This is a genomic window from Paraburkholderia phymatum STM815, from assembly GCF_000020045.1.
GTDB classification, from domain to species: domain Bacteria; phylum Pseudomonadota; class Gammaproteobacteria; order Burkholderiales; family Burkholderiaceae; genus Paraburkholderia; species Paraburkholderia phymatum.
Genome location: NC_010622.1, coordinates 602,744 through 616,120 on the forward strand (window position 1 = coordinate 602,744; position 13,377 = coordinate 616,120).

The following is a 13,377-nucleotide window of genomic DNA, read 5'->3' on the forward strand; positions in this document are numbered from 1 at the left end:
CTTCGAAGGGCAGGCGCTGCTTTTAGATCGAACCCTTGAGAGCGATTGCTCAAGGGCGCAAATAGACAAACGACTGAGAACTACCGTGAATCCCGCTCATCCGGCTCGGATTGCCTGAAGCAAAAATCGAGGCAGGAGCTTGAGCGAGCTTCGAAACCGGCGATTATAGCAACAAAATCAGATACGTGGCAACCGCGCGGCGTGATCACCCGATGGTCGTGTGTCAGGGAGCGGGAGGCAAGCCGATGACGTTGCCGCGGCGCGCCCTTGTCCGGTCCGGCCCTCGCGGCATCGGGCGCTTCGCCGGCGGACACCGTGCATTCACAAATTCGCCGTCAGATCGAACGTCTTTGCAGCAAATCGGTCCCAAAGCCTTCGAATTGCCACGAATCGTGCCCTCCACATACTGACCGCCCCGGACGCACCCGTATAATAAGCGCCCCATGAATCTATTCCGAGCCCTGCTGACGGTCAGCGGCTTCACGCTGCTTTCGCGCGTGACCGGACTGGCCCGCGAGACCCTGATTGCCCGCGCTTTCGGCGCGAGCCAGTACACCGACGCGTTTTACGTCGCCTTCCGTATTCCGAACCTGCTGCGCCGTATTTCCGCCGAAGGCGCGTTTTCGCAGGCGTTCGTGCCGATCCTCGCCGAGTTCAAGAACCAGCAAGGTCACGACGCAACGAAGGCGCTCGTCGATGCCACCTCCACCGTGCTTGCCTGGGCGTTGGCCATCATGTCGTTGCTGGGCGTGGTGGGCGCGTCGTGGGTGGTGCTGGTGGTCGCCTCCGGCCTGCGCGGCGACGGACAGGCGTTCACGCTCGCGGTGTCGATGACGCGGATCATGTTCCCGTACATCGTGTTCATATCGCTGACGTCGCTGGCGTCGGGCGTGTTGAACACCTACAAGCACTTCTCGCTGCCCGCGTTCGCGCCCGTGCTGCTGAACGTCTCGTTCATCATCGCGGCCGTGTTCGTCGCGCCGCTCATGAAGGTACCCGTGTTCGCGCTCGCGTGGGCGGTGATCGCTGGCGGCATCGCGCAGTTCATCGTGCAGCTGCCGGGCTTGAAGAAGATCGACATGATCCCGCGCATCGGGCTCAATCCGCTGAAGGCGCTCGCCCACCGCGGCGTCAAGCGCGTGCTCGCGAAGATGGTCCCGGCGATGTTCGCGGTCTCGGTCGCGCAGATCAGCCTGATCATCAACACGAATATTGCGTCGCACATCGGGCCGGGCGCGGTGTCGTGGATCAACTACGCCGACCGCCTGATGGAATTCCCGACGGCGCTGCTTGGCGTCGCGCTAGGCACGATCCTGTTGCCGAGCCTGTCCAAGGCGCACGTCGACGCCGATGCGCACGAGTATTCGTCGCTGCTCGACTGGGGGCTGCGCGTGACGTTCCTGCTCGCCGCGCCGAGCGCCGTTGCGCTGTTCTTCTTCGCCGAGCCGCTCACGGCGACGCTGTTCCACTACGGCAAGTTCGACGGCAATGCCGTCGTGATGGTGGGGCGCGCGTTGGCCGCGTACGGCGTCGGCCTGATCGGGCTCATCCTGATCAAGATTCTCGCGCCCGGCTTCTACGCAAAGCAGGACATCAAGACGCCCGTGAAGATTGGTGTGTTCGTGCTGGTCGTTACGCAGTTGAGCAACTACGTGTTCGTACCCGTCTTCGCGCATGCGGGGTTGACGCTGTCGGTGGGACTCGGCGCGTGTGTGAACGCGCTGTGCCTGTTCATCGGCTTGCGGCGGCGCGGCATCTATATGCCGTCGGCGGGCTGGTCGGTGTTCTTCGTGCAACTGGTCGGCGCGTGTCTCGTGCTGGCGGGCGTGATGCACTGGTTCGCGATCAACTTCGACTGGATCGGCATGCATGCCGAGCCGTTGCGGCGCATGGCGCTGCTCGCGGCGTGCCTTGTGCTGTTTGCGGCGTTATATTTCGGTATGCTGTGGCTGATGGGCTTCAAGTACGCGTATTTCAGAAGGCGAGTGAAGTGATCACGACGACCCGGGTTCTCGACTATTTCAGCGCGCTCGTCGCCGAGGACGACGGGCTTCCGCTCACGGAAGCGGCGCTGTCGCTTGCGCAGGACGCCTATCCCGATCTCGATCTGCAGGCGGTGCTTGCCGAGATCGACGAACTTGCGTTGCGCGTCAAGCGCCGCATTCCCGACGATGCCGACATCCAGCAACGTGTCGGCATTCTGAATCGCTACTTCTTCCGCGAACTGGGTTTCGCGGCGAACGTCAACGATTACTACGACCCGGACAACAGCCATTTGAACATGGTGCTGAAGCGCCGGCGCGGCATTCCGATTTCGCTGGCGGTTCTGTATCTGGAGATGGCGTCGCAAGTGGACATTCCCGTGCGCGGCGTCGCGTTCCCCGGGCATTTTCTGCTACGCGTCACGCTGCCCGAAGGCGACGCGATGATCGATCCGACCACGGGCCATCCACTGACGGAAGCCGAGATGGTCGAGATGCTGGAACCCTATGTGGCGAAGGCGGGCGAATCAGTGAGCCGCGCGCTGCGCATGCTGCTTCAGCCGGCGACGCGCCGCGAGATCATCGCGCGTATGCTGCGCAATCTGAAGGCGACATATCTGCAGACCGAGCGCTGGCAGCGGCTGCTTGCCGTGCAGCAGCGTCTCGTGATCGCGTTGCCGGAGAGCATCGAGGAAGTGCGCGATCGCGGATTCGCGTATGCGCGGCTCGATTTTCTGCGTCCTGCGCTCGAAGATCTCGAACGCTATCTCGGTGATCGGCCGGATGCCGAAGATGCCACCGTCGTCGAATCGCAATTGCTCGAGTTGCGGCAGCGCACACAGCATAACGATCGCGACTGACCTGATCGGTCCGTCGCTGCAAACGAAAACGCCTGCGCAGCTTTCACTACGCAGGCGTTTTCATTCCAGCGCTATCGGGTCTACTTCGGCTGCATGCGGATCGCGCCGTCCAGACGGATCACTTCGCCGTTGAGCATCGGGTTGTCGAAGATCTGCTTGACGAGCATCGCGTACTCGTTCGGCTTGCCGAGGCGCGGCGGGAACGGCACCATCGCGCCGAGCGCATCCTGCACTTCCTGCGGCATGCCGAGCAGCATCGGCGTTTCGAAGATGCCGGGCGCGATCGTCATCACACGGATCGCGTTGCGCGACAGGTCGCGCGCAATGGGAAGCGTCATGCCTGCGACGCCCGCCTTCGACGCCGCGTAGGCAGCCTGGCCGATCTGTCCGTCGAACGCCGCGACGGACGCCGTATTGACGATCACGCCTCGTTCGCCGAGCGCATTCGGCTCGAGCTTCGACATTTCCGCGGCGGCGAGGCGGATCATGTTGAACGTGCCGACGAGATTGATCGACACCGTGCGTGCGAATGAGTGCAGCGGATGCGGTCCGTCTTTGCCGACCGTCTTCATGGCGGGCGCGACGCCTGCGCAATTGACGAGGCCGCGCAGCGCGCCGAGTTTCGTCGCGGCTTCGACGGCTTGCGCCGCGTCGTCTTCGCGGCTTACGTCACACTTGACGAACACGCCACCGAGCTCCTGCGCGAGCGCGGTGCCCGCATCGTGATTCAGGTCGGCGAGCACGACCTTGCCGCCGTTTTGCGCGAACAGGCGTGCCGTCGCGGCGCCCAATCCGGACGCGCCGCCCGTGACCAGAAACACGTTGTCCTTGATGTCCATGTCTTCTCCTTGATGGAATGCGTGATCGCGTGATTGGAATAATTGCCGCTGGACGATTTTAACGGCTCGCTCTCACGCGTCAAACCGCTTGGCGGTGACGGATGACGCGCGAGCGTCATCGCCCGCGAGCGGCACTCAGTGCTCACTCAGGGCTCCGAACGAACCCAATGCCCAAATAAAAAACCCGCCGTGAGAGGCGGGTTCCCGATGTGCTACGTGCTTTCGCGTTACTTCAGCGCGTCGAACACGCGAGCGCGAATTTCATCGACGCTGCCGAGGCCCGAAATGCGGCGATATTGCGGCGCCGCCAGCGACGTCGATGGATCGCCCTTCTGCGCCCAGTTGTTGTAGTAGTCGATCAGCGGCTTGGTCTGCGAGACATACACGTCGAGGCGCTTCTTGACCGTTTCTTCCTTGTCGTCGTCGCGCTGGATCAGCGGTTCGCCCGTCACGTCGTCGACGCCTTCCACCTTCGGCGGGTTGAACTTCACGTGATACGTGCGGCCCGACGCGGGGTGCATGCGTCGACCGCTCATACGCGTGATGATTTCGTCGAACGGCACGTCGATCTCCAGCACGTAGTCGATGGCCACGCCTGCCTGCTTCATCGCTTCCGCTTGCGGAATGGTGCGCGGGAAGCCGTCGAACAGATAGCCGTTCGCGCAGTCGCTATCTTGCAGACGCTCCTTCACGAGATTGATGATGAGTTCATCCGTGACCAGTTCGCCTGCATCCATGTAGCGCTTGGCTTCAAGGCCGAGCGGCGTGCCCGCCTTCACGGCTGCACGCAGCATGTCGCCCGTCGAGATTTGCGGAATGCCGAACTTTTCCTTGATGAAGTTCGCCTGGGTGCCCTTGCCCGCGCCAGGAGCGCCCAACAGGATCAAACGCATTTGATATCTCCAGATCTATGTCAATTCTGTTTGGCGCGCCGCGCATCATTCAAGCCTGCCGCAGTCAACGCTCTTGATTCTTTGTGGTTCGCCGTGTCTGCCGGGCAGCGTTTCGCTACCGGCTTCGCGCAGCACGTGACGAACGGCGCTGCGAAGCAAACGGCAAAACAGGCGGATTAAAAATACGGGCGAATGGTGATATCGATCAATGCGCATCGATATCGGGTGAATCGCGCGAACGATCGATTATGCCATGCCTTTCTACGCTGACGACCCGAAAAACGCCTGTACGCGGGCAAGATCGTCGGGTGTGTCGACGCCGGGCAGCGGCGCGTCGTTCGTGACGAGCACCGCGATGCGCTCGCCGTGCCACATCGCGCGCAGCTGTTCGAGGGCCTCGGCCTGTTCGATCGGCGAGATAGAGAGACTCGGGTAAGTACGGAGGAACTTCGCGCGATACGCATACAGCCCGATGTGTCGGTAGACGGCTGCGGGCGCAGGCGGAGCGGGCATCTGCGCGATGTTCGGCCAGTGCGGCTGATAGGCGTCGCGGGCCCACGGGATCGGCGCACGCGAAAAGTACAGCGCCACGCCGCGCGCGTCGGGCACGACCTTGACCACGTTCGGATTGAACACGTCGGCGGGATCGTGAATGGGATGCGCGGCCGTCGCGATCGCGCAGCCGTCCGTCGCAGCAAGGTGCGACGCTACGCCGCGCACGAGAGCGGGATCGATCAGCGGTTCGTCACCCTGCACGTTGACGACGATCATGTCGTCGCGCCAGCCGTAATGCGCGGCCACCTCCGCGAGACGGTCGGTGCCCGACGGATGATCGGCACGCGTCATCATCGCGTCGATGCCATGCGCGCGCGCGACATCGAAGACCGCTTGCGCGTCGGTGGCGATCAGCACCTGCTGCGCACCCGATTCGACCGCGCGTTCCGCGACGCGCACGACCATCGGCTTGCCGCCGATATCGGCGAGCGGCTTGTTCGGCAGACGCGTCGACGCGAGGCGCGCCGGGACGACGGCGATGAAGGGCGGAGTGTGCTGGGTGTCGTTCATGGAAGGTGACAGCAGGCCTCGACGAGGCTGAGAAAGACGCACCGCCTCGATGGCGGCGCGGTGTGTGCGTTCGGACGACGGCTCGCGTGCAAGGCGTCGTCGGTCGATGCCGCGTGTGCCCGCGGCGCCGCTCAGGCCACGGAGCCGGGATTCAGGTCGACGGGTGTGCCTTCGACCGTTTGCCGCGCTTCGTCGACGAGCATTACGGGGATGCCGTCGCGGATCGGGTAGGCGAGCTTGTCCGCGTTGCAGATCAGTTCCTGCGCGGCGCGGTCGTAGCTGAGCGGACCCTTGCAGATCGGGCAAACGAGAATTTCAAGCAGGCGAGCGTCCACGGACTTTCTCCACAACGAGTGCAATGAGGCGATGATCGAGCGTGGCTTCGACGGGAACGACCCAGAGGCGCGCATCGTGCCAGGCCCCCAATTTTACCGCATCCTTTTCGGTGATCAGGATGGCGTCGGCGTCCACGTCGACGAACGGATTCGTGCTGAACGCGTAGTGATCGGGCAGCGCGCGCGTGTCGGGCGAGAGGCCCGCCGCGCGCAGCGTCGCGAAGAAGCGTTCGGGCGAGCCGATGCCCGCTGCGGCCAGTACGCGCTCACCGGCGAATTGCGCGAGCGGGCGGCGCAGGCGCGGGTTGTCGAGATGCCACGCGTCGCCGGGCGCAAGATCCAGCGAGAAGGTATTCGGCCACGGCGGCATCGCGCGGTCGTACGGATTGTTGATCAGCGTGGCGTCGCGCTCGCGCGAGAGCGGCTCGCGCAACGGTCCGGCCGGGAGCAGGAAGCCGTTGCCACCCAGCCGGTGATCGAACACGACGATCTCCGCGTCGCGTTCGAGCCGATAGTGCTGCAGGCCGTCGTCGCTGACGATGACGTCGACATCGCGATGTGCCTTGCACAGCGCGTGGGCGGCGGCGACGCGGTCGGGGCACACGAACACGGGCGCGCCCGTGCGGCGCGCGATCAGCAACGGTTCGTCGCCCGCTTGCGCCGCTTTCGAGGTCGGCGTAACGAGCGTGGGCTGCGTGATCTTCGCGCCATAGCCGCGCGATACGACGCCCGGTGTGAAGCCCGCGCTGCGCAGAGCTTGCACCAGCGCGATCACCGTGGGTGTCTTGCCGGTGCCGCCGACCGTCACATTGCCTACGACGACGACGGGCACGCGAACGCGCACCGACTTCAGCCAGCCGAGCTTGAACGCCGCGCGCCGCCCGAGAGCGACCGCGCCGAACACACAAGCGAGCGGCGTCAACGCCCACGCGAGCGGACCGCGCTGCTGCCATTCGCGCGCGATGCGCGCTTCGAGGCGGGAAGCGAGGTCGCTCATCGGCGGGCAGCCGGCTTGCGCGGCGCGTCAGACGGGACGGACAGGGCGGCGGACATCGGCAGGCATCTCCGGGCAGTCGGTTGCATCGGCGGTTGAGCGAAACGAGGGGGCCACGACACGTGGACAACAAATGAAAGCCAAAGGTCGACGGCAGCGGCGAAAAGCATGGACGGCATCGCACTCGCATCGCACTCGTGACGACTGGCGATCCCGCCAGAACCCGGCACTCTAGCGCGCGGGCGGCGTCGGCTGCAAGTCGGAAAGGCCGGCGGGTGTCGGCCGCGCACGGCGAATGCTATATCCATAACCTGTGGATAACTTTGTGGAGAAGCAGCCTTGCAATCTGTCGGGAAGGCCGTCACGCAAGCATCGGGTCGGCGGCAGGGAACTTTTGCTTCGCGAAAAACGTATGAAAATCAATGAGTTGGTCGGTATTAAGTGGGCTCTGGAGCGGTTTCGATGCCGTTCTCTACGATTCTCCCGACATGTGGACACTTTTAACAATCGCACCAGTGCGTTGAGAACGCGCTAGACCTGGTTCGCCGATCGGTCTATCGTCTGTCCGGCCTGTCAAAACCATTCCTCGCATGAATTCCGAAAGTCAGTCCTCGTCCCCCATCGGTGCTGGCGGCGATGCCGTCGTTCCCGTGTCGGTCCTCAACCGTGCGATCGGGAACATGCTCGAACGTTCGTTCCCGCTCGTCTGGGTCGCGGGCGAAGTGTCGAACTTCACGCGTGCTGCGAGCGGACACTGGTACTTCTCGATCAAGGACGCGCAGGCGCAGATGCGCTGCGTGATGTTCCGTGGCCGCGCGCAATACGCCGAGTTCACGCCGCGCGAAGGCGACAAGATCGAAGTGCGTGCGCTCGTCACGATGTACGAGCCGCGCGGCGAACTCCAGCTGAACGTCGAGGCGGTGCGCCGCACGGGCCAGGGCCGGCTCTACGAAGCATTCCTGCGACTGAAGGCGCAACTCGAAGCCGAAGGTCTGTTCGATCCGCAGCGCAAGCGCGCGTTGCCCGCGCATCCTCGTTCGATCGGCATCGTCACGTCGTTGCAGGCCGCCGCGTTGCGAGACGTGCTGACTACCTTGGCGCGCCGCGCGCCGCACATTCCCGTGATCGTGTATCCGGCGCCCGTACAGGGCGCGGGCGTCAGCGCGAAACTGGCCGCGATGGTCGAGGCGGCGAACCGTCGGCATGAAGTCGATGTGCTGATCGTGTGCCGCGGCGGCGGCTCAATCGAAGACTTGTGGGCATTCAACGAAGAAGTGCTGGCCCGCGCGATCGCGGCGAGCGACGTGCCAGTTGTGAGCGGCGTGGGTCACGAAACCGACTTCACGATCGCCGACTTCGCCGCCGACGTGCGCGCGCCGACACCGACGGGCGCCGCCGAACTCGTCAGCCCGCAACGCGTGCTGCTGTTGCGCGACCTCGATCATCGGCACGCGACACTCGCGCGCGGATTTGGACGCATGATGGAGCGCCGTGCCCAACAACTCGACTGGCTCGCGCGCCGCCTCGTGTCGCCTGCCGAACGACTCGCGCGGCAACGCACGCATTTGCAGCAGCTCAGCGTGCGGCTCGCGTCGGCGGGTGTGCGGCCCGTGCGCGATGCGCGTGCGCGCTTCTCGCTCGTGCAGATGCGCTGGCAACGCTGGCGTCCCGATCTCACGTCGCATCGTTCCCATGTCACCGGCCTTGCCGAGCGACTCGAGCGTGCACTGTTGCGCCAACATGAAAGACAGGTTGCGCGTGTGGAAACGCTTGCGGCGCGGCTCGAAGTATTGAGTCCGCAACGCACGCTCGAACGCGGATACGCTGCATTGCTCGATGCGCAAAGCGGACGCGCGGTGCGTGCGCCATCGTCGTTGAAGCCGGGTCGGCGCATGACCGTTCACCTCGCGGAGGGCTCGGCGGATATCGCGCTGTCGGATGTTCAGCCGCGTCTTACGGATGGCTTCTGAGGTCATATCTGCAGAGTAGATTTGACCTTCGTATGACATGTGAAGACATGCAGCGCGAGCATTAATTACGCTGCGCGCACAGCGCGTTTTCGCAATGAACGCCATAAAGGGCTTGCGTTTGCGGGGTTATTCCAAGTCGCCTACAATCGAGTGCTCCCACCGCGTTATCCGCAGACTCCCCATAAACAGATACAAAGGAATAGCACCATGGAACATACGCTCCCGCCGCTGCCGTTCGCCAAGAACGCGCTCGCTCCGCACATGTCGGAAGAGACGCTCGAGTTTCACTACGGCAAGCACCACCAGACCTATGTGACCAACCTGAACAATCTGATCAAGGGCACCGAATTCGAAAGCCTGTCGCTGGAAGAAATCGTCAAGAAGTCGTCGGGCGGTGTCTTCAATAACTCGGCACAGGTGTGGAACCACACGTTCTTCTGGAACAGCCTGTCGCCGCAAGGCGGCGGCGCACCGAAGGGCGCGCTCGCGGACGCGATCAATGCAAAGTGGGGTTCCTTCGACAAGTTCAAGGAAGAGTTCACGAAGACGGCAGTCGGCACGTTCGGCTCCGGCTGGGCATGGCTCGTGAAGAAGGCAGACGGTTCGCTGGACCTGGTGTCGACGAGCAATGCAGCCACGCCGCTGACCACGGATGCAAAGCCGCTGCTGACAATCGACGTGTGGGAACACGCCTACTACATCGACTATCGCAACGCACGTCCGAAGTTTGTCGAAGCGTACTGGAACATCGTCAACTGGGCCTTCGCTGAAAAGAATTTCGCGTAAGTCGCTGTCGTGCGCCCGTGAAAATCGCGGGCGGCAGCGTCGACGAAAAGCCCTCATTCATGAGGGCTTTTTCTTTTTCAGATCGACGTCGATGCTTTGCCTTACGTGCGCTTGCGTTGCGCTGTTTATTTACATTGATTCGCAATCCGAATCAATCGATTCGTGAAGCGCAGCAGTAAAAAAGCGCCACGCCGTACCGCGGCGCTTTCACATGACGTCTGTTACTCCGTATCCCTCGTCGCTTCCGTCTTGCGAGGGCGGCGGCTGCGCGTCGCCGATTTGCGCGACGGCTTCTTCCTTGTCACGGGCGCCTCAGTCGCCGGATGTTCTGCTTCGGGCGTAGCAGGCTGGGCGTCCGATGTCGTCACCCGTTCTGCGACATGCTGCGCATCGGCGGGCTGCGGCGAGCCTGTTGCGGCATCGACGGCTTCGCCGCGTTCCGCCTTCGCCTTCTTCGTCTTCTTTGCTGCGGGCTTGCGCGTGGCGCGATCCTTGCGGCGCGTTTCGCCCTTGCCCTCGTCCGCCTGTTCGTTCGGTACGGTGCGCGGTGCGACGTCGACGTTTTCGTCCGCCGGAGCGTGCGCTTCGACGACGGAAGCGGCCACAGCCGCTTCTTCCAGTTCCACGATCTCGGCGGCCGCAGGCATCGCGGCCCATTCGTCGCCTGTTTCGCGCGGCGTCACGACTTCGACAGGCGCAGCGGCGGCGGGGACCGCGCTCCGATAGACGAACGTGCCCGACTTCTCGTCACGGCCCACTTCGAGCAGACCACGCGACTGGGCTTCTTCGAGCAGATTGCCGAACGCGCGGAAACCGTAGTACGTCTCGTTGAAATCGGGCTTGCGCCGCTTGATCGCGTTCTTCAGCACCGACGCCCAGATCTTGCCGCTATCGCCGCGCTCGGACGCGAGCGCGTCGAAAGTCTGCACCGCGAACTCGATTGCCTTGCTCTTGCGCGTCTCGAGATCTTCCTTGCGCTTCTCGCCTTCGGGCGCGCGCTTTGACGGCTGCTGCGCCGCCTGTTGCGCAGGTTTCGCGTTCTCGCGCTTCGCAGCGGCGCGCTGGCTCTCGCGCACGAGATCGTCATAGAAGATGAACTCGTCGCAGTTCGCCGTCAGCAGATCGGAAGTGGAGCGCTGTACACCGACGCCGATTACCTGCTTCGCGTTTTCGCGCAGCTTCGACACAAGCGGCGAGAAGTCGGAGTCGCCGCTAATGATGACGAATGTGTTGACGTGCGACTTCGTATAGCAGAGATCGAGCGCATCGACGACGAGGCGAATATCCGCGGAGTTCTTGCCCGACTGCCGCACGTGCGGAATCTCGATCAGCTCGAAGTTCGCTTCGTGCATCGCGGCCTTGAAGCCCTTGTAGCGGTCCCAGTCGCAATAGGCCTTCTTCACGACGATGCTGCCTTTCAGCAGCAGGCGCTCCAGTACCAGCTTGATGTCGAATTTCTCGTATTTCGCATCGCGCACGCCGAGCGCGACGTTTTCGAAATCACAGAACAGCGCCATGCTGACGGTATCCTGGGATGACGCCATATGCTTCTCCAGTGAAGTGCAGGCTCGATCGTCTCACACAACGCGGCGTCGATCGAGGGTCTGCACGGTGATTCGTCTGCACTGCGCTCAGGCGCCCCCAAACGACCCGTTCTCCGCGACCGCGCCGACGAATTCCTCCGTCGAACGCACGCAGCCCATGCGGGGGAAAATATGCTCGACAGGAAAACGGTGCGTGTCGGCCGACAGGCCCGACATCGCGTCTTCGATGAAGACCAGTTCGTAGCCTTGATCGAATGCCGCGCGGGCCGTCGATTCGACGCCGAAGTTAGTCGCGATGCCCGTGAGCGCAATGGTGCGAATGCCTCGGCGACGCAATTGCTGTTCCAGATCAGTGCCGTAAAACGCGCCCCACTGGCGCTTGGTCACGATCAGATCGCCGGCCCGCACATTGCATTCGGCCACGAGGTCGGACGCTTGCGGCGGCGGAACGGGTGCGTCGCGCGAACGCAGGGGCGCGTCGGCAGGCAGCGACAGCAATTGCGCGACATCGACGCGCACGAAAACAACCGTGCCGCCCGCCGCGCGCAGCGCATCGGCGGCACGCACGGAACGCGCGACGACGTCGGCTGCCGCATGCGGCGCCAGCTGCCGCGCGACGTTGCTGTGTTGCAGATCGATCAGTACGAGCGCCGTGCTGCGCGGATCGATGGAAAGCGCTTGCGTCATGCGTCACCTGTATGTGAGGATGTCCTCATGTCATGATAATCGATAAATATGAGTCTCGCCTCAGATAATCAAAAGATGCGGCGCATCCCGCGACAGGAACGTGCGGCAAAACGTGTTGACGCGCTGCTCGACGCGGCGGGCGACGTCATTGCTGAACGCGGCTTCGACGCCGCGACGATGACCGCGATCGCCGAACGGGCGGGCACGTCGATCGGCGCCGTGTATCAATACTTTCCGAACAAGGATGCGCTTGTTTTCGCGCTGCGCACGCGCTACGGCGACGAAATGGAAGCGCAATGGAGCGCGCTCGGCGACGCGGCGCAGGATTGCAGCGTCGACGAACTGGTCGATCGCATTTTCGCGCTGATGACGGACTTCATGGCGTCGCGGCCCGCGTATCTGCCGCTGTTGTCGGTGACATTGAATTTCAGGCGCGATGCCGCCGCGCGCAACCGCTTGCGCGGCAGGTTCGCCGAATCGTTTCAGCGCTACAACCCCGCGCTGGCCGATGCCGATGCATTTCGCGTCGCCGAGGTTGCGCTGCAGGTCGTGAAGAGTCTGAATCCGCTGTATGCGGCCGCGAAGCCGAAAGAGCGCAAGGCGCTGGTCGACGAATACAAGCTGGCCGTGTCGTCGTATCTCGCCACGCGTCTGGGCTGAAACATCCGCAGACAACGCGCGTCAGGTCGTGCCGTGAAGCGCGTCGACGGGAAGCGGCACGCGGGTCGTCAGCACATCGTCGACGAGACCGTAGGTTTTCGCCGCCTCTGCTGACATGAAGTTGTCGCGATCGGTATCCTTCTCGATCTGTGCGATGCTTTGGCCCGTGCGCTGCGCGAGCACGTCGTTCAGGCGCTCGCGCAGATAGAGCACTTCCTTCGCATGAATCTCGACATCGGACGCCGTGCCCTGACCGCCGCCCGACGGCTGATGAATCATGATGCGCGCGTTCGGCAATGCATAGCGCTTGCCGGGCGCGCCAGCAGCCAGCAGAAACGTGCCCATGCTGGCCGCGAAGCCCGTGCAAAGCGTCGACACGTCGGGCTTGATGAACTGCATCGTGTCGAAGATCGCGAGGCCGTCGTACACCGAGCCGCCCGGCGAATTGATGTAAAAAGAAATATCCTTGTCGGGGTTCTCCGATTCGAGAAACAGCAGCTGCGCGACGATCAGGCTCGCCGACTGGTCGTTGACGGGGCCGACCAGAAACACAATCCGCTCGCGCAAGAGGCGCGAGTAGATGTCGTAGGCGCGCTCGCCGCGGCCCGATTGCTCGATGACGGTCGGCACGAGATTGAAGCCGGTATTCGCGGGTGAAGTGAAATGGCGATGCATGCGTTCCTCGCTGATTGACTGAAGGGCCCGCGCAAGGCGGGTTTCAGTTGCATGACGCGAAAGCGGGACGCAGCGTGACAAAAGAAT

The 13,377-nt window shown here is 63.3% G+C and carries 13 protein-coding genes; 5 read left to right on the top strand and 8 right to left on the bottom strand.

Going from position 1 to position 13,377, the window contains the following annotated elements; all coding sequences use genetic code 11:
* Nucleotides 1–443 precede the first annotated feature (443 nt).
* Both murJ and BPHY_RS02680 read left to right on the top strand, forming a co-directional pair.
* Entirely contained in the window at nucleotides 444–1,994 is a 1,551-nt protein-coding gene (gene murJ / locus BPHY_RS02675; RefSeq protein WP_012399949.1) for a murein biosynthesis integral membrane protein MurJ, read from the top strand.
* On the top strand, nucleotides 1,991–2,842 hold the full coding sequence (locus BPHY_RS02680; protein WP_012399950.1) for a SirB1 family protein: 852 nt from the start codon (nucleotides 1,991–1,993) through the stop codon (nucleotides 2,840–2,842). Before murJ ends, BPHY_RS02680 begins: the two co-directional genes overlap by 4 nt.
* 80 nt (nucleotides 2,843–2,922) lie before the next feature.
* Here BPHY_RS02680 and BPHY_RS02685 read toward each other — a convergent pair whose 3' ends face one another.
* From BPHY_RS02685 to lpxK, 5 genes are all read right to left on the bottom strand, one after another.
* Nucleotides 2,923–3,681 carry a 3-hydroxyacyl-CoA dehydrogenase gene (locus tag BPHY_RS02685; RefSeq protein ID WP_012399951.1) on the bottom strand — a complete coding sequence of 253 codons (759 nt, stop codon included), beginning with the start codon at nucleotides 3,679–3,681 and terminating at the stop codon, nucleotides 2,923–2,925.
* 227 nt (nucleotides 3,682–3,908) lie between these two features.
* Nucleotides 3,909–4,574 carry an adenylate kinase gene (gene adk, locus BPHY_RS02690; protein WP_012399952.1) on the bottom strand — a complete coding sequence of 222 codons (666 nt, stop codon included), beginning with the start codon at nucleotides 4,572–4,574 and terminating at the stop codon, nucleotides 3,909–3,911.
* A gap of 261 nt (nucleotides 4,575–4,835) precedes the next feature.
* Complete coding sequence (kdsB, locus tag BPHY_RS02695; RefSeq protein ID WP_012399953.1) at nucleotides 4,836–5,639, bottom strand: 3-deoxy-manno-octulosonate cytidylyltransferase; 804 nt, start codon at nucleotides 5,637–5,639, stop codon at nucleotides 4,836–4,838.
* 131 nt (nucleotides 5,640–5,770) lie between these two features.
* Nucleotides 5,771–5,974: a Trm112 family protein gene (locus tag BPHY_RS02700; RefSeq protein ID WP_007180583.1), complete on the bottom strand. Its 204-nt coding sequence runs from the start codon at nucleotides 5,972–5,974 to the stop codon at nucleotides 5,771–5,773.
* Nucleotides 5,955–6,971: a tetraacyldisaccharide 4'-kinase gene (lpxK, locus tag BPHY_RS02705; RefSeq protein ID WP_012399954.1), complete on the bottom strand. Its 1,017-nt coding sequence runs from the start codon at nucleotides 6,969–6,971 to the stop codon at nucleotides 5,955–5,957. Before lpxK ends, BPHY_RS02700 begins: the two co-directional genes overlap by 20 nt.
* A 587-nt stretch (nucleotides 6,972–7,558) precedes the next feature.
* Between lpxK and xseA the strand changes: the two genes are divergently transcribed.
* The gene (gene xseA, locus BPHY_RS02710; RefSeq protein WP_012399955.1) at nucleotides 7,559–8,938 is read left to right on the top strand and encodes an exodeoxyribonuclease VII large subunit; all 1,380 of its coding nucleotides are present in this window, start codon (nucleotides 7,559–7,561) and stop codon (nucleotides 8,936–8,938) included.
* Between the two features lie 207 nt (nucleotides 8,939–9,145).
* A complete protein-coding gene (gene sodB / locus BPHY_RS02715) occupies nucleotides 9,146–9,724 on the top strand; it encodes a superoxide dismutase [Fe] (protein ID WP_012399956.1) in 579 nt (192 codons plus the stop codon).
* Between the two features lie 221 nt (nucleotides 9,725–9,945).
* On the opposite strand, the gene BPHY_RS02720 is transcribed toward sodB, so the two are convergent.
* Nucleotides 9,946–11,268 carry an NYN domain-containing protein gene (locus BPHY_RS02720; RefSeq protein ID WP_012399957.1) on the bottom strand — a complete coding sequence of 441 codons (1,323 nt, stop codon included), beginning with the start codon at nucleotides 11,266–11,268 and terminating at the stop codon, nucleotides 9,946–9,948.
* Between the two features lie 87 nt (nucleotides 11,269–11,355).
* Nucleotides 11,356–11,955 (bottom strand): isochorismatase family protein, encoded by a 600-nt coding sequence (locus tag BPHY_RS02725; RefSeq protein ID WP_012399958.1) that lies wholly within the window; start codon nucleotides 11,953–11,955, stop codon nucleotides 11,356–11,358.
* A gap of 48 nt (nucleotides 11,956–12,003) precedes the next feature.
* Here BPHY_RS02725 and BPHY_RS02730 point away from each other — a divergent pair, with 48 nt between their 5' ends.
* Nucleotides 12,004–12,615 carry a TetR/AcrR family transcriptional regulator gene (locus BPHY_RS02730; RefSeq protein ID WP_012399959.1) on the top strand — a complete coding sequence of 204 codons (612 nt, stop codon included), beginning with the start codon at nucleotides 12,004–12,006 and terminating at the stop codon, nucleotides 12,613–12,615.
* 21 nt (nucleotides 12,616–12,636) lie between these two features.
* On the opposite strand, the gene clpP is transcribed toward BPHY_RS02730, so the two are convergent.
* Nucleotides 12,637–13,290, bottom strand: a complete 654-nt coding sequence (gene clpP / locus BPHY_RS02735; protein WP_012399960.1) for an ATP-dependent Clp endopeptidase proteolytic subunit ClpP — start codon at nucleotides 13,288–13,290, stop codon at nucleotides 12,637–12,639.
* Nucleotides 13,291–13,377 lie beyond the last annotated feature (87 nt).